A 20685-nucleotide genomic window follows, 5' to 3' on the forward strand; every position below is an offset into this window, starting at 1 on the left:
GAGGGGTGCAGATGGTGGGACGGTTACGGGAAGAGAAAGTATTCAAAGACCCTGTGCATCGGTACATTCATGTGCGGGATAGGCTTATCTGGGATTTAATTGGCGCAAGCGAATTTCAGCGTCTGCGGCGGATACGCCAGCTTGGCACTTCTTATGTAACATTCCACGGAGCGGAACACAGTCGATTTAACCATAGCCTCGGTGTATATGAAATTATGCGCAGACTTTTGGCGCAGTTTGAACAGCGCCTCTTGTTTTCTTTCTCTGAAGAAGAGAGGTTGCTGTGCCTGAGCGCCGCACTGCTTCATGATATCGGACATGGCCCGTATTCGCATTCATTCGAGAAAGTATTCCACACGGAACATGAAGAGTGGACCCGGCACATTCTAGTAGGGGATACGCAGGTCAATCGTATTTTGCACGGCGTCTCTAGCGATTTCCCTCACAAGGTTGCGGCGGTAATTGGAAAAACGTATGAAAATCCGCTGGTAACAAGCCTTATTTCAAGTCAGATTGACGCAGACCGGATGGATTATTTGCTGCGGGATACGTACTATACAGGAACGAACTATGGCTCTTTTGATATTGAACGAATTTTGCGGGTGCTGCGCCCACATGGAGATAAACTCGTCGTCAAGCATACGGGCATGCACGCGGTGGAAGATTATATCGCCGCTCGTTATCAAATGTACTGGCAAGTGTATTTTCACCGAGTCACGCGCAGCGCGGAAGTGATTCTTCGCAAGATTTTCGAGCGAGCGCGAGATTTGTACCGGGATGGATACGCGTTTCAGTGGCATCCAGTTCATTTTATTCCCCTATTTGAACAGAGTATCACATTGGAGCAATATTTAGCGCTGGATGAATCTACGGCGATGTTCTATATGAACGAGTGGTGTAATGAGAAAGATGAGATTCTGCGGGATTTGGCGCAGCGATTCGTTAACCGTCGCCTATTCAAATATGTAGAGTACGCGGAGAAGGTTGAAAGCGTAGAATGGAAGCGTGAGATTGATGAATTGTTCCATGCTGTCGGCATTAATCCGTCGTATTACCTGGGAGTGGATTCTCCTTCAGATTTGCCGTATGATGTTTATCGAAGCGGTGAAGATGGAGATCGAACGCCGATATATCTGTTGATGCCCGATGATAGCCTTGTAGAGCTATCAAAACGTTCCGTCATTGTGGAATCGATTTCCGGGAAACGGCAGTACGATCATAAGCTGTATTACCCGCTTGATTTTCTTGAAGATGGTACGCGCGACCCGAATATTGTGGAAGAGATTAAGCGGCGTTTGCGCGTTCAGCAATAAAGTGAAGCTTTACTCAATGGGAATTCTTCATCCCCACTGCGTGTTAGTTTCACTTATCGGACCTTTAGGGGTAGTATATTCATCACCTATTCTTACACAGTTTTTCCAAGTCTTAAGGTGGGAAGATTACTGCTCGTTAAGGCGGGATAAAGAGGAGGTTTTATAAGCATGGATTTATTTAAAGGCAAACAGGGCGGATTTAATATTATTAGCAACAAAAACCAGGTGCATGGCGGCTACGGCGCAGGGATGATCGATTTAAGCAATGTATCATCGGTTATCGTAAGTGAAGAGGAGGCCGTAATTGATATCGGTGCCCTTCATGCTAAAAGCGCGGTAGAAAAAGGCATAAAATTCTCGATGAATAAAGAAGATGTGCCGAATGGAAAACGCTACTGGCTTGTATGGGTTGCGACCGATATGGGCGAGAAAGGTGCATACTATGCAGGTGTTACGGCATGTGAGATGCTGGTCGATAGAGAAGCGCGTCGAGGATGGAAGATTCTTGCCGACCATGTTAACAAGATGGACTATGCCATGAAACGCCGCTTTATTCTGGATGGCATGAGTGAAAAAGAGAAACAAAATCTGCGTGAGTTACTGGAAACTCATAAACCGGAGCTGTGGGAAAATTCTCCGGACGAATTGAAAGAGAAATTAGCGTAAACAAGGTCTATTTGCCTAAAGCTATAGGCGCAAAAGTGAACGGAATGTGAAATTTTCTGTCATTTATTGATTGCCGTATCGCGACTGGGCTAAAATGAAAACGTGTATTATACACATCTATTACTGGGACACGTAAAAGGGGAAGCGAACGAACATGTTCGGCTTCCCCTTTTACAATGCGGAGGTAAGGATAAAATGCTTTGTCTGTCTCCTTAATTCCAGAATTTAAGCTTGTCCCAGAATGATTTTTCTTTCTTAGGTGCTTCTTTTTTTTCCACTTTCGGTGCTTCATAATATTCTTTCGGTTCTGTACCTGGAATGAAATACATTAGTTCTTGTTGCTTAGAGTCCTGGCTTGCCAGTTTTCCGCTTCCTGTATCGACATATATTGGGATGACTCCGGGCGGGACAGGGAAGACAGAGGCCGGTTTCCCGGTAAGAGCCTGCTCCATGAAGTTGGCCCAAATAGGTGCCGCCTGGCGTGCATCAGCAAAGCTGTCGATCTTGCGGTTATCATCATAGCCGACCCAGACAGCGGCAGCTAATTGTGGCGTAAATCCCCCTAGCCATGCGTCATAATCGGTTGTTCCAGTTTTCCCGGCAACAGGGCGGTGTAATTGGCTATGTACCCGTTGCCCGGTTCCTCCTGGTTCGAATACCTTCTCCATCATATGCGTTAGCAGGAATGCGTTCTCCCTGCTGATTACCTGCTGTATCTGGGGCTGTGTCTCTACGAGCGGCTTACCTTCCCTATCCAGAATACGTGTGATAGCGAGTGGCTCGGCTTTTTGGCCCTGGTTGGCAATTGTTGCAAACATACGCGTCATCTCCAACGGCATAACCGGATTGCTGCCGAGCGCGAGCGAAGGTAGTGGCTGGAGCGGTGAATCTATCCCTAATCGTTTAGACATATTTATCATTTTATCCGGGCCGATGGTCAGATGGGTCTGCACAGCATATATATTGTCCGAGCGGGCAATGGCTTCGCCCATCGTGATATAGTCATGCATATACTGATCACCGTAATTTTTCGGAATATATGTCTCATCATTGCCTAGGGTAAAAACGGTTGGTTCACTCTTAATTTTCGTTAGCGGCGTAAAGCCGTTTTCCAGTGCGGCCAGATAGAGTGCCGGCTTCAGCGCGGAACCGGGTTGACGGCGAGCCGTTGTACGGTTGAATTGACTTTTCGTATAATCACGTCCGCCGACCATTGCCCGTATATAACCGGTCTGCGGCTCGATTGCTACAAGTGCCGCCTGCAGTTCTCGATCTTTCGGCAGGTACTTCTGTACAGCAGCTTCCGCTTTTTGCTGCATAACCGGATCAAGTGTTGTATAAATCTTCAATCCACCGTGCTCAATTGCTTCCTCGTCTAAACCATATTTTTCTTTCGCCAGTTTAACTACATAATCGCGAAAGTAAGGTGCAATTGTCTTGCCTTTGCTATCCTCCGGCGAAGCGAATTTGAGCGACTGGGCGAATGCTTCATTTGCTTGTTCACGTGTAATGTATTGTTCATTTACCATCATATCTAATACGATGCGCTGCCTGTTTTTCGCTGCCTCCATATTGAGAAAAGGCGAGAAAAAGCGCGGGCCTTTCGGGATACCTGCCAGCATGCTCGCTTCGGCTAACGTCAAATCGCTTGCATTTTTGCCGAAATACGTTTTGGCGGCAGCCTGAATGCCGTACGCGGCATGACCGTAATAAATCTGATTCAAGTATAGTTCGAGAAGTTCCGGTTTTGTGTAATTTAGTTCTAATTGAACGGTAAGCAATGCTTCTTTGTATTTCCGCATCCATGTTTTGTCATGATTGAGGTACAAATTACGGGCCAGCTGCATCGTAATCGTACTGGCGCCCTCTATCTTGGCCATATGCCGCAAATCCGTCAGTGCTGCTCCGGCGATACGCTTTATATCAAAGCCTGGATGCTCGTAGAATTTGCGGTCTTCGATGGCAATAGATGCTTGTTGCACGTATTTCGGAATTTGTGCAAGTGGCAGAAAAACGCGATTTTCCCCTTTATAAAGAGTTGCGATAACCGCATTGTCTGCCCCATAAATAGTGGTCGTTTCATTAATATCTGTTTTGGGCAGCGGTTGAGAACGCAGGTACAGAATGAATAATGAGAGCAGCGCTGCCAGAACAACCAGCGTGATGAGCAGCCAGCGTACCGCCTTTCTGGCGATCCGCAACCAGCGGATAAGCTGATCCTCCTGTTTGATTTCCAATGTGAAGACCTCCCTATGCCTTCTACTATCTTGCAGTATCAGTATAGGGAAATCTAGCAAAATCTATACGTGCGCCTTGTTATGAAGGGAAAGAGATAGGGCACACTTCTTAAAATACGTGGGAAATAGTTATCATTAACGAAGAAGCTTAAATTCCTCATTTTTGGCTGATAGTAGATAATAGATGCAAAGCGAGATGAAAATGCTCTTTGTTCTATGAGTAACAACGGGCATTTTCACGTATGCAGCAGGAGGTACAACAGTGGAATGGCTTATTGTGTTGCTACAGATTATCTTAATCAATCTGGTATTAAGCGGAGATAATGCCGTCGTCATCGCACTGGCTTGCCGTAAGCTACCCGAGGAACATAGAAAGAAGGCTGTTCTAATTGGAACGGTGGGCGCGATTGTGTTGAGAATTATACTTACGCTTATTGCGGCGTATTTGTTGAGAGTTCCTTTTATCGAAATGGTCGGCGGGCTGCTTCTGTTGTGGATTGCGATTAAGCTTTTGAGAAATGACGAAGAAAAAACCGATATCAAACAAGGGGCAAGCTTATGGGCGGCAGTAAAAACGATTATTGTCGCTGACTTTGTTATGGGATTGGATAATGTGCTTGGCGTTGCGGGAGCGGCAGGCGGCAATATTTATCTTCTCATTGCCGGGCTGGCCCTTAGTATTCCGATTATCGTATGGGGAAGCACGTTGATTATGTCTTTGATGGAGAGATTCTCCTGGCTGATTATGCTCGGTGCGGCTGTGCTTGGTTGGACGGCCGGGGAGATGGTAACGAATGATGTATTCGTTCATCGAATGATTCAAAATAACGATGTTGCTGAACTGGCTATTCCGTTTGTCGCTGTTATTGTGGTGCTTGTCGCCGGACGGATGGGCGGCAAGCTGGAAACGAGATAAGAAAGTAGATATCGATGTAAAGCACGAACGCGACATCTACTTTCTTCCTAAACGTATTGCTTGAAAAACTCACAAGGCGTGTGCCAAACGTTGCTTTGCGCAGCAGAGTTGCATAAGGGCAGCTAAGGCGGTTACCTGCGCTGTAGCTTGGCACCAGCCAAGCTTTCTTTATCTTGTGGAGCGCCTGGCACGATGGACGAAAAAGATCGAGCGGCAATGCCCATGAGTGTTTTTATTTTTTCGTTGTGTTTATCCATGCTGCAATATCGTTGATAACATACGCTGGAACATTTGCTGGAGTCATATATTCTTCCGGTTTGCTTATTTTTCCTTCGCCTTCCGTAAAGAAGTGGTTTAGCTTCGGATAGAGCTTGTATGTGACATTGTCGCGCTTCGCCAACTCTTCTTTCCAGGTTGTATATTCCGTGTCAGCTTTGACCTGATAATCGCGTTCACCCTGCAGGATTAAGAGTGGCTTGGTCTGATCTTTAGCCATCTTGGCGGCCTCGATGTTCCGGATAGAATCCCAGAATGCGGGCTGCCCCATATCGAACTCCTTCGGAGGGTTTTCACCGGAGAAGTTCGGGTCTTTCAGAAGTTCGATTTGCTTTTTCAGGGTTTCAAGTTGATCCTTTGGTAATTGACCGAGAGAAGCCAAGTAGTCAAATTGGTCAAGCATGATATCAGGCAGCGTGTGGGCTGGGCCGGCCATGGAGATTCCACCGGCGATTGGCTTGTCAGCCCCTTTGTCCAGAATGCGCGGCAGCATCATGCCGCCCTGGCTATGGCCGAGCACGTAAATCCGATTTGTATCGATGCCTTTTGTATTTGCCAGCAGATCAACTGCATGAAGCGCATCGTCCGTTGTCTCTTTGTCTACAGTATGCCGAGGATCGAACATCGTCTTGGCTGTATGTTCGAAGGTTCGCTTGTTATAGCGTAGCACAGCGATGTTTTGCGAAGCGAGACCGTGTGCCAGATCGCGGAACGGTTTAAGCGCGAATGTCGTTTCGTCCTGATCGAGTGAACCGGAGCCTTGCACGAGAACAATAGCAGGGAACGGTCCTTCGCCTTTCGGCATGGTCAATGTACCTGAGAGTGCGAACGCGCCGTCTCCTACTATGACTTCTTTTTCCGTATAAGCATCATTCTTGCTATATGTAGGTTCCTCCGCTACTTGCTGTGCTGATGGCATAAGGGATAGGAGGAAATCATTGATTTTTCCTTGCTTGTCCAGCTTTATTGTAAACGGTACCGTGGCTTTTTCGAAGACGAGCGGGACCTCTACCGTTATATGGACCGCATTCTCACTTTGTGTCTTAGCTGTGCCGATTTCTTTCAGAGGACCCGCATTTAACTGCTCAGGAAGGACGCTCCAGTACTTCTTCATTCTTTCTGCATCCATGACTTTGAGCAGGTCGGCGGAGAAGGTATCGACTGCTTTGTCGAATTGCCCCTTTTGCATCGACTCGATGAAGGCGGTGGCTGCTTTTTCATTTTTGTTCTCTTCTTTTGGTTGTTCTTTTTTGTTAGTCAGTCGTTCATGCAGGACGGAAGGAGGAACCATCAATCTATCTTCGATGATTTGAGATTTCTGTAGCAGAGGTACCTTTTCACCATTAACCGTAATGTAGTCGCTGTTTTGTGCAACGGTAATGATAGTGCCATCAAGCGTTACTGTGGCGGTACGAGTCTGCTGATCCCAGGTTACTGTTGCTCCCGCTTGTTCACCCAGTGTTCGCAAAGAAACAAGCGATTCCTGTGGTGGAACGGCGGCAGAAGCTAAGGATGGGATACTGATGGCAGCGGTAAGGGAAGCGGCCAGCACTTTCTTCTTCAATGAGTTCATAAGTGTTCTCCTCCTTAAAGTCGGATAAATATGGATATATAAGATTATACGGGAAAAAGATACAAAAGTTTGATAATTTTATTTCAAACTTGTTTAGGAAGGCTGCAAAGTTTGGGTAAGATAAAAAAATGAATGCTTGCTTTTTGAAATAAGTCCTATATAATTTACTTGTTTTTAGATCATTATCATTAAGACTGTTTGTAAAAAACATTGCTTCCCACAAAAAAAGTGCGGGAAGTGAAAGGAGACTGGAAACGATGGGTGGATTCTGGTTTACAGAGAAGCAAACCGAGAATTTTGGTATTACGATTAAAATCAATAAAACTTTACATACAGAACAAACCGAGTTCCAAAAGCTTGATATGGTGGAAACAGAAGAGTTTGGCAACATGCTGTTCTTAGACGGCATGGTGATGACATCGCAGAAGGATGAATTCGTTTACCATGAAATGGTAGCCCATCCGGTCTTAAATACACACCCGAACCCTGAAAACGTGCTGGTAGTCGGCGGTGGAGACGGTGGTGTCATTCGCGAGATTATGAAACATGAGAAAGTGAAAAAAGCTACGCTGGTTGATATTGACGGTAAGGTTATTGAGTATTCCAAGAAATATCTTCCTGAAATCGCAGGTGAACTCGATAATCCACGCGTAGAAGTTAAAGTAGATGACGGCTTTATGCATATCGTTAAAAGCAAAAATCTGTACGACGTAATCATGGTTGATTCTACGGAACCGGTCGGTCCGGCGGCTCCGCTGTTCGAGCGCGGCTTCTATCAGGGGATATATGAAGCGCTGAAAGAAGATGGCATGTTCGTGGCGCAGACGGATAATCCTTGGTTCAAAGCTGACCTTATCCGCAAAGTTAATAAAGATATTAAAGAGATCTTTCCGGTCGCAAAAGCGTACTATGCCAATATCCCGACGTATCCAAGTGGCATGTGGATATTCCAGATCGGTTCGAAGAAATACGATCCGGAGGCGGTTGACGTAAACAGCATCCCGGAACGTGAAACGAAGTATTACACGCCGCGCTTGCACCATGCGTCGTTCATACTTCCGAAATTCGTGGAAGACTTAGTGAAATAAGGGGGAGTCAGCGTGCATTTTTTTAACCCATCTTATAGTGGTCATGCGTTCTTTGAAGCGCAGAGCACATATGAAGACGCTCGGGCGGTTATTTATGGCATGCCGATGGATTGGACGACCAGTTTCCGTCCCGGCTCCCGTTTTGGCCCAACGCGTATCCGCGAAGTGTCGATTAATCTGGAAGACTATAGCCCGTATGCGGACCGCGAACTGGGCGAGGTGGCGTACTTCGATGCTGGCGATATCCCGCTTCCATTCGGCAGCGCACAGCGCAGCCTGGATGCTATCGAAGAATATGTCCGCAAAATCGTAGCGGATGGCAAATTCCCGATCGGGCTCGGTGGTGAGCACCTTGTCAGCCTGGCCCCGATTAAAGTAATGGCAGAGAGGCATCCAGACTTGGTGGTTGTCCATATTGATGCTCATACGGACCTGCGTGAGGAAATGGAAGGCGAAGCGCTATCCCACTCCGCGATTATCCGACGTGCGCTCGATTATGTAAAGCCGGAGAACGTATATCAGTTCGGTATCCGTTCTGGTTTGAAGGAAGAATTCGAATTTGCAAAGGAGCGTATGCACCTTCATAAGTTCAAAGTAATCGAGCCGCTAAAAGAATGTCTTGAAGAATTGAAAGGGCGCCCGGTATACGTCACGTATGATATTGATGCGATAGACCCAGCATTTGCTCCAGGAACGGGAACGGCCGAACCAGGCGGTATCACGTCCGCCGAGGCGATTGAATCTATCTATCTGTTGTCTGAGCTCAATATCGTCGGCTTTGATTTGGTGGAAGTAGCACCAGTGCTCGACCAATCCGAGAGAACACAAATTCTTGCGTCTAAGATGATTCGTGAAGTTATTTTAACAATGGTAAAGTAAATCGATGAATAAGAAGAGAGTGCGGTCTGGGGATAGACCGCACTTTTCCTTTAATGGATAAGAAAATATATACATCTGATTTGATAAATCGACACATTTTGTGGTAGGCGGGAGTGGTCGGAAAAAGACACGTTTGCCTATCTTCTGCTTGAGCGCAGGGCGCATCCAACCTCTTCTTTTTCTGAATCGCTTCCTTCCAACCACGCTACCCTGTCAAAATATCAAGTGTAATTTATATAGATGTCACTTCTTTATCCGAGATGCCCAGATGTTTTGTCGTTCCGCCCCAACTGACACAAAGCGGCCGTTTGGTTTCTTTGCGGGAAAAGGACGAGCGAAGGTCCCCGTGAGTTTTTCTTATAATTAAGGAAAAACAGGAAAAGAGAAGGCCCGTCTTGCGCCTGCTTAGTGATATCTCGTAGAATAGAGGGATAACAGAAATTGAAATATTCAGGTGATACAATTGGGCAAACCTCCCGTGCAGGAAGTCAGCATTGAACTAATCAGCGAAGTTTCTCTTGGAGCGGCCCCCTCCGATACGTATAAAGCCGCCTATTCGGGGCAGCTTCATTTCATGAACGGAACCTGGTACATAAAATATGTTGAACAGGAAGAAGACGGGCAAACGAACGCAACTGTTAAAGTGAAGGAAGACGAGATTGTCGTCATTCGTAACGGGCTTGTGTCGATGCGTCAGTCATACCGTCCCGGCGTAAAAACGAGCGGTTTATACGTTAGTATGGCAGGGGAAATGTCGATGGATACCGACACAAGGGATGTCCGGCTTCACTATGATGAAGAGGGATACCTTGCGGCTGCCGTTTGGGTATACGATTTGCATTTGAATGAACAGAACATCGGGCGATATACGGTACAGTGTCGGCTTACCCGCTCATCATGTAATACATATTGAGGAGGATTATTGTGAGTGTAGTAGAACAAACCAAAAGTAAAATTATTGAGCAGATTAAACAGGCTGTCGTAGCGGCGGGTATCGTCGAAGCGGAGCAAATCCCAGACTTTGCATTAGAGTTACCAAAGGACAAGCAGCATGGCGACTATGCAACGAATGTAGCGATGCAATTAACTCGTATCGCGCGTAGAAATCCACGCCAGATTGCCGAAGAGATCATAGCCAGCTTTGATAAGCAGGCTGCCAGCATTTCCAAGATTGAGATTGCGGGACCTGGCTTTATTAATTTCTATATGGATAATAGCTATCTTACTGGCGTTATTGATCAGATTATTGAAGCTGGAGAAGCATACGGCCGTACAGATTCAGGAAAAGCCAAGAAAGTACAAGTCGAATTCGTTAGCGCCAATCCGACAGGAAGCCTGCACTTGGGCCATGCACGCGGTGCTGCTTTCGGAGATGCGCTATGTAATGTGCTTGATATGGCGGGGTATGATGTATCTCGTGAATACTATATTAATGATGCGGGCAATCAGATCGTAAACTTGGCTCGTTCTCTTGAAGCACGTTATTTTCAGGCTCTTGGCCAGGATATGGAGATGCCAGAAGACGGCTACTATGGTCAGGATATCATTGATTTCGGAAAAGAGTTGGCCGAAAAAGACGGCGACAAATATGCGAGGATGAGCCCGGACGAGCGTTTCGTATTTTTCCGCAACTGGGGCCGTGATAAAGAACTGGAGAAAATCAAAGCCGATCTTGCTGATTTCCGTGTGAAATTCGACGAGTGGTTTAGCGAAACATCGCTATATGAAACCGGTGCAGTCGAAAAAATCGTAGAAACTCTGCGCGAAAAAGGATATGTATATGATAAAGATGGAGCAACCTGGCTTCGCTCGACTGATTTCGGTGACGATAAGGATCGGGTTTTGATTAAGCAAGATGGTACGTACACGTACCTGACACCTGATATCGCGTATCATGAGAACAAGTTCAGCCGCGGTTTTGAACAGCTTATTAATATTTGGGGAGCTGACCACCACGGTTATATTCCGCGAATGAAAGCGGCAATGCAGTGCCTCGGTCATGAAGCTGACCAATTGGTTGTGCTTATTAATCAGATGGTTAGCCTGTATCAAGGCGGCGAAAAAGTAAAAATGTCCAAGCGTACTGGTAAAGCAGTTACAATGCGTGATTTGATGGAGGAAGTCGGCACCGATGCAACACGTTACTTCTTCGCGATGCGGAGTCAGGATGCGCATCTGGACTTTGATATGGATCTTGCTGTATCCAAATCCAATGAAAACCCGGTGTTCTATGTACAATATGCACATGCACGTATTTGTAGCATTTTCCGCCAGGCCGATGAGCAAGGGATTGCATTGGACATAGCAAAAGCGGATTTCAGCCGCATAGAGAGCGAGAAGGAAATCGACCTGCTGAAGCATCTGGGCGAATTCCCGGAAGAAGTGGCAGGCGCAGCAGAGGTGCTTGCTCCACACCGTGTTGTACGTTATGTGCATGAATTGGCCTCGCTTCTGCACAGCTTCTACAATGCGGAGCGTGTTATTACCGAAGATGAAGGACTTACTCATGCGCGCCTTGCTTTAATGAAAGCCGTGCAGATTACGATCGTTAATGCGCTACGCCTCATTGGTGTATCCGCACCAGAGCGTATGTAATTTTTTAAATTCAAGGATGTTGATTATCCAGTACTAGCCAGAGTGGATAGCCACCACACCGTGCCCCAAATAGGCGTCGGTTCGTCTCCTACACAAAGCGTAGAGGGCCGCTTTTTGCCCTAGTCAGGCGCTTGGGAAGGGAGACGAAAGGCCTTATTTATGGCCCGTTGTGGTGGTCTTTTTCTCTCTGAAAAATCAACACTCTTGTATGCACAGATGGATAGAAAAGAATGGCACGTACGGCCCCTTTGTTTTTTACAAAGCGGCCGTGCTCTTCCTTGCGAGAAAAAGACGGGGGAACAAACCGACGTGTGCATCTTATTTCCTCCAATCTATGAATAATCAATAGATGTGGTTTTTATGAAATGCGTTCTGAACACCTGTGATTTTAATCATGGGATGAAAGAATGCTCGGATAAGGAAGGGCGGTGGGCGGGAGCGGTCGGAAAAAGGCACGTTTGCCTTTCTTCTGCTGGAGCGTAGGGCGCATCCAACCTCTTCTTTTTCTGAATCGCCTACTTCCAACCACACTACCATGTTAAAATATTAAGTGTAATTTATATATAGCAGGAAAACAGAAAAAGAGATAGAATATTCACTATAGGAGTGTGATTTTATTTTGCGAAATACATCTGACTGAATGGTCATTCACAAACTGGTGAGAACGTGCTATTATAAAGATAAATATTTTTCGCCATAGTCAGATTATTTTTGCGGATAAGAAGGAGTGAGAAACCAATGGAAATATTGCCGCTAATTAACCTTATCGTATTTTTTGCGGTTGTCGGCTATGCAGTGTATCTGTTCGCTCATCTGGTCTATAGCCGCGTCACGTACATTAAGCTCGGACGTGCGGCAGACTTGAAGGAAGACGCGACCCGAACATTGAATGCCTTCTGGGTCAACGTTTTCGGACAGAAAAAATTAATGAAAGATTCCAAAAGCGGTGTCATGCACATCGTATTGTTCTATGGCTTCCTTCTGGTCCAGTTCGGAGCCATTGATTTAATCTGGAAAGGGCTGAAGCCAGGCTCGCACCTGCCGTTTGGTGCGGCATATCCTTACAAGCTTGATATGGTGGAAACAGAAGAGTTTGGCAACATGCTGTTCTTAGACGGCATGGTGATGACATCGCAGAAGGATGAATTCGTTTACCATGAAATGGTAGCCCATCCGGTCTTAAATACACACCCGAACCCTGAAAACGTGCTGGTAGTCGGCGGTGGAGACGGTGGTGTCATTCGCGAGATTATGAAACATGAGAAAGTGAAAAAAGCTACGCTGGTTGATATTGACGGTAAGGTTATTGAGTATTCCAAGAAATATCTTCCTGAAATCGCAGGTGAACTCGATAATCCACGCGTAGAAGTTAAAGTAGATGACGGCTTTATGCATATCGTTAAAAGCAAAAATCTGTACGACGTAATCATGGTTGATTCTACGGAACCGGTCGGTCCGGCGGCTCCGCTGTTCGAGCGCGGCTTCTATCAGGGGATATATGAAGCGCTGAAAGAAGATGGCATGTTCGTGGCGCAGACGGATAATCCTTGGTTCAAAGCTGACCTTATCCGCAAAGTTAATAAAGATATTAAAGAGATCTTTCCGGTCGCAAAAGCGTACTATGCCAATATCCCGACGTATCCAAGTGGCATGTGGATATTCCAGATCGGTTCGAAGAAATACGATCCGGAGGCGGTTGACGTAAACAGCATCCCGGAACGTGAAACGAAGTATTACACGCCGCGCTTGCACCATGCGTCGTTCATACTTCCGAAATTCGTGGAAGACTTAGTGAAATAAGGGGGAGTCAGCGTGCATTTTTTTAACCCATCTTATAGTGGTCATGCGTTCTTTGAAGCGCAGAGCACATATGAAGACGCTCGGGCGGTTATTTATGGCATGCCGATGGATTGGACGACCAGTTTCCGTCCCGGCTCCCGTTTTGGCCCAACGCGTATCCGCGAAGTGTCGATTAATCTGGAAGACTATAGCCCGTATGCGGACCGCGAACTGGGCGAGGTGGCGTACTTCGATGCTGGCGATATCCCGCTTCCATTCGGCAGCGCACAGCGCAGCCTGGATGCTATCGAAGAATATGTCCGCAAAATCGTAGCGGATGGCAAATTCCCGATCGGGCTCGGTGGTGAGCACCTTGTCAGCCTGGCCCCGATTAAAGTAATGGCAGAGAGGCATCCAGACTTGGTGGTTGTCCATATTGATGCTCATACGGACCTGCGTGAGGAAATGGAAGGCGAAGCGCTATCCCACTCCGCGATTATCCGACGTGCGCTCGATTATGTAAAGCCGGAGAACGTATATCAGTTCGGTATCCGTTCTGGTTTGAAGGAAGAATTCGAATTTGCAAAGGAGCGTATGCACCTTCATAAGTTCAAAGTAATCGAGCCGCTAAAAGAATGTCTTGAAGAATTGAAAGGGCGCCCGGTATACGTCACGTATGATATTGATGCGATAGACCCAGCATTTGCTCCAGGAACGGGAACGGCCGAACCAGGCGGTATCACGTCCGCCGAGGCGATTGAATCTATCTATCTGTTGTCTGAGCTCAATATCGTCGGCTTTGATTTGGTGGAAGTAGCACCAGTGCTCGACCAATCCGAGAGAACACAAATTCTTGCGTCTAAGATGATTCGTGAAGTTATTTTAACAATGGTAAAGTAAATCGATGAATAAGAANTGAGATTTTAGAAAAATCTTTATAAAAACTCTTTTTCATTTGCGCGAACATTGATACAATGAAAGAGGAAAGAACTGTAACCCGGCAGTTTTCACTGCCGGGTATGTTTCAAGATGTAAACTGACTGAGCAATCGTTCGGCTTGTACTGAAAAGGCAAGATATTATATAAGGAGGCGCGGAAAGAATGAAAAAATCGGTTATTGTAAGCGCTGCCCGCACACCGTTCGGCAAGTTTGGGGGTAAGTTGTCTTCACTTACTGCGGTAGACTTGGGTGGAGTCGTAATCAAAGAAGCTGTGGAACGTGCCGGGATTTCCCCGGATATGGTGGAGGAAGTCATTATGGGGATGGTACTGCAGGGCGGTGCCAAGCAGATCCCTTCGCGTCAGGCGGCTCGCAAAGCAGGTCTGCCGTGGGAAGTACAAACGGAAACCATCAACAAGGTATGCGCTTCGGGGCTCCGTAGTGTGACATTGGCCGATCAGATTATCCGTGCCGGTGACGCTGATGTTATCGTAGCGGGCGGGATGGAAAGTATGAGCAACGCGCCGTACATTGTCCCAAACGCACGCTGGGGTATGCGCATGGGTGATGGAAAAATCATCGATTTAATGCTGCATGATGGATTGACTGATGCTTATGATGGCCAGCATATGGCGGTGCACGGCAGCAATGTGGCAGCTGAATATGAAATCTCTCGCGAAGCACAAGATAAGTGGGCGCTGCGGAGTCAGCAACGTGCATCGCAAGCTATTAAAGAAGGGAAGTTTAAAGACGAAATCGTTCCCGTATCCGTGCCACAACGCAAGGGAGATCCAATACTTGTCGATACAGACGAAGCCCCGCGTGAAACAAGCATAGAACAATTACAAAAGCTGCCTCCCGTTTTTACGAAAGATGGTACGATTACGGCTGGTAATGCGCCAGGGGTAAATGATGGTGCAGGAGCTATGGTCGTCATGTCAGATGAAAAGGCAAAGGAACTGGGCACAAGACCGCTGGCAACTATTCTAGGACATGCGGCGGTCGGCCAGGAAGCGCCGTATATCGCGACCACGCCAGGTCTTGCTATTAACAAGTTGCTGAAGAAAACAGGTTATACAATTGACCAGATTGATTTATTTGAAGTTAATGAAGCATTTGCAGCAGTAACGTTAACGAGTGAGAAGATTGCAGGCTGGGACCCAGAGAAGGTAAACGTCAATGGAGGCGCTATCGCATTTGGGCATCCGATTGGAGCCAGCGGCGCGCGCATCCTGATGACGTTAATATATGAGCTACGTCGCCGCGGCGGAGGCCTTGGCATTGCGGCGATTTGCTCAGGGGCTGCACAGGGTGATGCTATTCTCGTAGAGGTTCCTGCAGCGGAATAACGGGCAGAAGAGGTAGAAAATAGAGAGGTAGAGACAACCTATTCTCCTGTTATCTATATATCCAAGTTTTTATGAAGAATAGAAGGAGTGGAGACGGATGGAAGTAAAAAAGTTCATGGTAATCGGCGCAGGTCAGATGGGAAGCGGTATTGCACAGGTAGCGGCGCAGGCTGGACTTAACGTTGTGCTACACGATGTGAAAGAAGAGTTCGTAAACCGCGGTCTTGGCGTTATCACTAAGAATCTGACACGCGATGTGGAAAAAGGCCGTAAGTCCGAAGAAGAAAAGCAGGCCATTCTTGATCGCATCGTTTTGTCAACGGATATCAACAATGCTAAAGATGTCGACTTTGTTGTAGAAGCAGTTGTTGAGAATATGGATGTGAAAACGGCCATTTTCAAGCAGCTCGATGAAATTACGCCGACACACGCCATTCTCGCAAGCAATACGTCTTCCCTTCCGATTACGGAAATTGCCGCGGTAACGAATCGCCCAGAGAAAGTTATTGGCATGCACTTCATGAATCCTGTTCCAGTTATGAAGCTTATCGAAGTCATTCGTGGCCTTGCAACATCGGATGAGACATATCGCATCGTAGCGGAATTGTCCGAGAAGATGAGCAAAGTGGCGGTGGAAGTTAATGACTTCCCAGGCTTTGTATCCAACCGTGTATTGATGCCGATGATTAATGAAGCTATTTACTGTGTATATGAAGGCGTTGCTACGCCGGAGGCGATTGACGAAGTGATGAAGCTTGGCATGAACCATCCGATGGGTCCGTTGACATTGGCCGATTTCATCGGACTGGACACATGTCTGTACATCATGGAAGTACTTCACGAAGGGTTCGGCGATTCTAAATACCGCCCGTGTCCGTTGCTGCGCAAGTATGTTAAAGCAGGATGGCTTGGACGTAAATCCGGTCGCGGATTCTACGTATACGAATAGGAAGAAGGTAACAGGAGCTAGGAGGAGAAACCATGCATTTACAATTTACAGAAGAACAAGAAATGATGCGTCGCATGGTGCGGGATTTTGCCCGTGAGGAAATCGCACCCCAAGTAGAGAAGATGGAAGAGACGGATGAGTTCCCCCTTGAAATTATTCGTAAGATGGGTGAATACGGATTAATGGGAATTCCTATCGAAGAGAAATGGGGCGGAGCAGAAGCGGACTTTATTTCATATATTTTAGCTATTCATGAGATTTCCAAAGTAAGCCCGACTGTAGGGGTTATTCTATCCGTGCATACATCGGTTGGTACGAATCCAATTGTATATTTTGGTAATGAAGAACAGAAGAAAAAATACGTGCCAAAGCTTGCTTCCGGAGAATATATCGGAGCTTTTGCGCTGACGGAACCGAATGCAGGGTCCGATGCGGCTAGCATGCGTACCTCTGCAGTGAAAAAAGGCGATAAGTATATTTTGAACGGCTCGAAAGTTTTTATTACGAACGCTGGTGTGGCGGATACGTACATTACGTTTGCTGTCACCGATCCGTCAAAAGGTCCGAAAGGAATTTCGGCATTTATTGTGGAAAAGGATACACCAGGGTTTACTGTTGGCAAAAAGGAAAAGAAAATGGGATTGCATGGCTCCAATACATCGGAATTAATTTTCGATAACGCGGAAGTGCCTGCGGAAAATTTGCTGGGCGCGGAAGGCATGGGCTTTACCATCGCGATGGCAAACTTGGACATTGGACGCATAGGTATTGCGGCGCAAGGTCTCGGCATTGCTGAAGGAGCATTCGAGCATGCATTAGCCTACGCTAAAGAACGTCACCAGTTCGGTAAGCCGATTGCAGCACAGCAGGCCATTGCTTTTAAGCTGGCTGATATGGCGACCCAAATTGAAGCTTCTCGCTTGCTCGTATACCGCGCAGCGGTGCTTCGCAGTCAAGGCGTTACGTGTGGCATGGAAGCATCCATGGCGAAGCGATTTGCGACCGATACTGCGATGAACGTGGCGACGGAAGCGGTGCAGGTATTCGGTGGTTATGGTTATACGCGGGAATATCCAGTCGAGCGTTATTTCCGTGACGCCAAAGTAACCCAAATCTACGAAGGTACCAACCAGATTCAGCGTATTGTGATTTCTAAACACTTAATAAAATAAAGCTTCCATACAGTGGAGGTCTTCCTGCCCGTTAGATCGGGACAAACAAATAAGTAAGGAGTGGGGAGAAATGGATTTCCAACTATCTGAAGAGCATAAAATGCTGCGCCAAATGGTGCGCGAATTCGCGGAAAATGAACTGGCCGATAAAGCCGGGGAGCGTGACGAGGAAGAACGCTTTGATATGGAAGTGTTTCACAAGCTAGCTGAATTGGGACTGACAGGTATTCCATGGGACGAGAAATACGGTGGTGCAGGATTTGATTTTCTAAGCTACGTAATTGCAGTGGAAGAACTGTCCCGTGTTGATTCTTCGGTAGGGGTTACGCTGTCCGCACATACGTCCCTTGCGAGCTGGCCGATTTATAAATTCGGTACAGAGGAGCAGAAGCAGAAGTTCCTTCGTCCGTTGGCAGAAGGGAAAAGCATGGGCGCATACTGCCTGACTGAGCCTGGTTCCGGCTCTGATGCGGCGGGCATGAAGACGACAGCGAAGAAAGACGGAGACCATTATATTCTAAACGGAAGCAAGATTTTCATCACGAATGGTGGTCTGGCGGATATTTATATTGTATTTGCGGCAACCACGCCGGAGCTGAAGCATAAAGGACAAACTGCATTTATCGTAACGAGCGATACGCCGGGCTTTAAAGTCGGCAAGAAAGAGAAGAAGCTCGGTATCCGTTCTTCTGCGACAACGGAAATTATTTTTGAAGATTGCCGTGTACCGGTGGAAAATATGCTAGGTACAGAAGGGCAAGGCTTCAAGATCGCCATGATGACGTTGGATGGCGGTCGCAACGGCATCGCTGCACAGGCGGTTGGAATTGCGGATGGAGCGTTGACGCATGCGATTGCTTATGCGAAAGAGCGTCACCAATTCGGCAAGCCGATTGCTGCTCAACAGGCTATAGGATTTAAGCTGGCTGATATGGCGACCAAAGTGGAAGCAGCCCGTCTTCTGACCTATCAGGCGGCTGTGCTTGAAGACAGCAGCCTTCCATACGGTAAAGCGTCTGCTATGGCAAAGCTGTATGCAGGCGATATCGCGATGGAAGTAACGACCGATGCGGTGCAGGTGTTCGGCGGCTATGGCTATACGCGCGAATATCCGGTGGAGCGCTTCATGCGCGACGCAAAAATTACGCAAATCTATGAAGGGACGAATGAAATCCAACGTCTTGTCATCTCGAACTATCTGCTGAAAGACTAAGGATGTGAGCGCATTGCATACATTGGTAGAACGGATTCTCAACGGAGATCGCCGGGCAGTTGCCCGAGCGATCTCTTATATAGAGGATAACCACCCGGAGAAGACGGAGATTCTGCAAGACCTTTTCCCTCACACGGGAGGAGCGTTTCTGCTTGGTATCACCGGCTCGCCGGGTGCGGGGAAAAGCTCGTTTGTTGATAAGCTTATTGGGTATCTGCGTAAGCAGGGGTTGACGATAGGGATTGTGGCGGTAGATCCGACCAGTCCCTTTACTGGAGGGGCAATTCTCGGAGACCGTATCCGTATGCAGGACCACTTTTTGGATGAGGGCGTATTTATTCGCAGCATGGGTACGCGTGGAAGTCTTGGTGGCCTGGCGCGTGCTACGAAAGAAGCGGTTCGCGTACTCGATGCATACGGAAAGGATATTGTAATCATTGAAACGGTAGGTGTCGGTCAATCGGAGCTCGACATCATGAATATTGCCGACTCGACGGCGGTTGTGCTTAATCCTGGTGGCGGCGATACGGTGCAGGCATTCAAGGCTGGCATTATGGAAATTGCCGATTTGTTTATTTTGAACAAAGCCGACCTGGCCGGTACGGACAAGTTATTCCGCGAAGTGGAGCAGATGCTTGATTTGGTCAAACATGATTCTCCATGGCGTCCCCCGGTGGTAAAGACTATTACGACGCAGAGCAAGGGAATTGATGATGCATGGAAAGCGTTTATGGACCATAAAGCGTATCTCCAGGAAAGCAAGGAATGGGAGAGGCGACGAGCTTCCCATTTACGGGAAGAGGTGTCCGAGATTGTAGAACATGCTGTGCACCAGCTCATTGTCAAGCGTTTGCGTAGCGAAGAATACAAAGATATGATGGACGGTGTTTCTCGTCGTGACATTGATCCATATGAAGTAGCGCACCAATTACTGCAGCAATTAGTAAAAGAAAAATAGTATTCTGAAAAGAGTTGCGAATTCATTTTCTTCCTGCGTATAATAAAAGGAAGGAAGAAAAGGCGATGCGCCTTTTCTTTTTCCCTGCGCTCTGAGCAATCGCTCAGTCGGCATGAGGAAAGGAGCAAAGTAAGATGGAACAACGAAAATCAATCCCTTCAATGGTAAAAGACCCAAAACTTATCGAGAAACGGCGCGAGCAAATTATCGAAGCGGCGGTTGAACTTTTTATCTCCAAAGGATTTCACAAGACAACTACCCGAGAAATTTCCCGTGCCTCAGGATTCAGCATCGGTACGTTATATGAATATATCGAATCGAAGGAAGACGTTCTCTACCTTGTATGTGATGCGATCCACGCAGGTGTGGAAAAAGGATTGCAGGAAGTCCTTGTTAACGGTGTAAGCGGAGCCGTAATGCTAGAAGCGGCCATCGAAGGGTTCCTGCGCGTTATGGACCAGATGCAGGATCGCGTACTGCTGATTTATCAGGAGATTAAATCACTTCCTCGCGAAACGATGAGATATGTGCTGGCGAAGGAAGAAGAGATTACAGGCTTTTTTGAAGAGATATTGCATCGCGGCAGACGGGATGGCTCGCTGCAAATTGATGAAAATTCGGTTAAGCTGATGGCTCACAATATCGTGGTGCTTGGCGAGATGTGGACATTCCGCCGTTGGAGCTTACGCAAGGATTATACGCTGGAAGAATTCACAAAAATGCAGACATCGTTGATTCTGCGCGAATTGACGGATAAGTAAGGGGTTGTCATAGGCCGGATA

Annotated in this window: 17 protein-coding genes and 1 pseudogene; 15 read left to right on the top strand and 3 right to left on the bottom strand. The window is 47.1% G+C overall.

The genetic code is table 11. The features are described from left to right. Positions 1 to 11 precede the first annotated feature (11 nt). Together AF333_RS02115 and AF333_RS02120 are read left to right on the top strand one after the other, a co-directional pair. Positions 12 to 1313, top strand: a complete 1302-nt coding sequence (locus AF333_RS02115; RefSeq protein WP_043066512.1) for an HD domain-containing protein — start codon at positions 12 to 14, stop codon at positions 1311 to 1313. 168 nt (positions 1314 to 1481) lie between these two features. Then, positions 1482 to 1979, top strand: a complete 498-nt coding sequence (locus AF333_RS02120) for a YwhD family protein (RefSeq protein WP_043066513.1) — start codon at positions 1482 to 1484, stop codon at positions 1977 to 1979. 212 nt (positions 1980 to 2191) lie between these two features. Here AF333_RS02120 and AF333_RS02125 read toward each other — a convergent pair whose 3' ends face one another. Continuing rightward, positions 2192 to 4216, bottom strand: a complete 2025-nt coding sequence (locus AF333_RS02125; RefSeq protein WP_043066514.1) for a transglycosylase domain-containing protein — start codon at positions 4214 to 4216, stop codon at positions 2192 to 2194. A 262-nt stretch (positions 4217 to 4478) separates the two neighbouring features. On the opposite strand from AF333_RS02125, the gene AF333_RS02130 reads away from it, so the two are divergent. Beyond that, positions 4479 to 5132 (top strand): TerC family protein, encoded by a 654-nt coding sequence (locus tag AF333_RS02130; protein WP_043066515.1) that lies wholly within the window; start codon positions 4479 to 4481, stop codon positions 5130 to 5132. A gap of 131 nt (positions 5133 to 5263) precedes the next feature. Here AF333_RS02130 and AF333_RS36640 read toward each other — a convergent pair whose 3' ends face one another. Next, positions 5264 to 5389, bottom strand: coding sequence for a hypothetical protein (locus tag AF333_RS36640; protein WP_268753600.1), 126 nt, complete (start codon positions 5387 to 5389; stop codon positions 5264 to 5266). Next, positions 5365 to 6981: a stalk domain-containing protein gene (locus tag AF333_RS02135; protein WP_080787767.1), complete on the bottom strand. Its 1617-nt coding sequence runs from the start codon at positions 6979 to 6981 to the stop codon at positions 5365 to 5367. Before AF333_RS02135 ends, AF333_RS36640 begins: the two co-directional genes overlap by 25 nt. Before the next feature lie 257 nt (positions 6982 to 7238). On the opposite strand from AF333_RS02135, the gene speE (AF333_RS02140) reads away from it, so the two are divergent. The 12 genes and pseudogenes from speE (AF333_RS02140) to AF333_RS02195 all read left to right on the top strand — a co-directional run bounded on the left by speE (AF333_RS02140) (position 7239) and on the right by AF333_RS02195 (position 20664). Beyond that, entirely contained in the window at positions 7239 to 8069 is an 831-nt protein-coding gene (gene speE / locus AF333_RS02140) for a polyamine aminopropyltransferase (RefSeq protein ID WP_043066516.1), read from the top strand. 12 nt (positions 8070 to 8081) lie between these two features. Next, positions 8082 to 8948 (top strand): agmatinase, encoded by an 867-nt coding sequence (gene speB / locus AF333_RS02145; RefSeq protein ID WP_043066517.1) that lies wholly within the window; start codon positions 8082 to 8084, stop codon positions 8946 to 8948. Between the two features lie 463 nt (positions 8949 to 9411). Then, complete coding sequence (locus AF333_RS02150; protein ID WP_052520227.1) at positions 9412 to 9861, top strand: DUF1934 domain-containing protein; 450 nt, start codon at positions 9412 to 9414, stop codon at positions 9859 to 9861. An 11-nt stretch (positions 9862 to 9872) separates the two neighbouring features. Further along, positions 9873 to 11543, top strand: a complete 1671-nt coding sequence (gene argS / locus AF333_RS02155) for an arginine--tRNA ligase (protein ID WP_043066518.1) — start codon at positions 9873 to 9875, stop codon at positions 11541 to 11543. 1068 nt (positions 11544 to 12611) lie between these two features. Further along, a pseudogene (gene speE, locus AF333_RS02160) lies at positions 12612 to 13343 on the top strand (polyamine aminopropyltransferase); the annotation flags it as partial. Between the two features lie 12 nt (positions 13344 to 13355). Then, complete coding sequence (gene speB / locus AF333_RS02165) at positions 13356 to 14222, top strand: agmatinase (RefSeq protein ID WP_043066517.1); 867 nt, start codon at positions 13356 to 13358, stop codon at positions 14220 to 14222. Between the two features lie 201 nt (positions 14223 to 14423). Then, a complete protein-coding gene (locus AF333_RS02170) occupies positions 14424 to 15611 on the top strand; it encodes an acetyl-CoA C-acetyltransferase (protein ID WP_043067519.1) in 1188 nt (395 codons plus the stop codon). 97 nt (positions 15612 to 15708) lie between these two features. Beyond that, positions 15709 to 16560 carry a 3-hydroxybutyryl-CoA dehydrogenase gene (locus tag AF333_RS02175; RefSeq protein ID WP_043067520.1) on the top strand — a complete coding sequence of 284 codons (852 nt, stop codon included), beginning with the start codon at positions 15709 to 15711 and terminating at the stop codon, positions 16558 to 16560. Positions 16561 to 16592: 32 nt separating this feature from the next. Then, entirely contained in the window at positions 16593 to 17732 is a 1140-nt protein-coding gene (locus tag AF333_RS02180) for an acyl-CoA dehydrogenase (protein WP_043067521.1), read from the top strand. Positions 17733 to 17802: 70 nt separating this feature from the next. Next, positions 17803 to 18945, top strand: coding sequence for an acyl-CoA dehydrogenase (locus AF333_RS02185; protein WP_043067522.1), 1143 nt, complete (start codon positions 17803 to 17805; stop codon positions 18943 to 18945). Positions 18946 to 18958: 13 nt separating this feature from the next. Further along, the gene (meaB, locus tag AF333_RS02190) at positions 18959 to 19903 is read left to right on the top strand and encodes a methylmalonyl Co-A mutase-associated GTPase MeaB (RefSeq protein WP_043067523.1); all 945 of its coding nucleotides are present in this window, start codon (positions 18959 to 18961) and stop codon (positions 19901 to 19903) included. A gap of 134 nt (positions 19904 to 20037) precedes the next feature. Further along, positions 20038 to 20664 (top strand): TetR/AcrR family transcriptional regulator, encoded by a 627-nt coding sequence (locus AF333_RS02195; RefSeq protein ID WP_043067524.1) that lies wholly within the window; start codon positions 20038 to 20040, stop codon positions 20662 to 20664. The last annotated feature ends 21 nt before the right edge of the window (positions 20665 to 20685 follow it).

Source organism: Aneurinibacillus migulanus (assembly GCF_001274715.1).
Classification (GTDB): Bacteria; Bacillota; Bacilli; order Aneurinibacillales; family Aneurinibacillaceae; genus Aneurinibacillus; species Aneurinibacillus migulanus.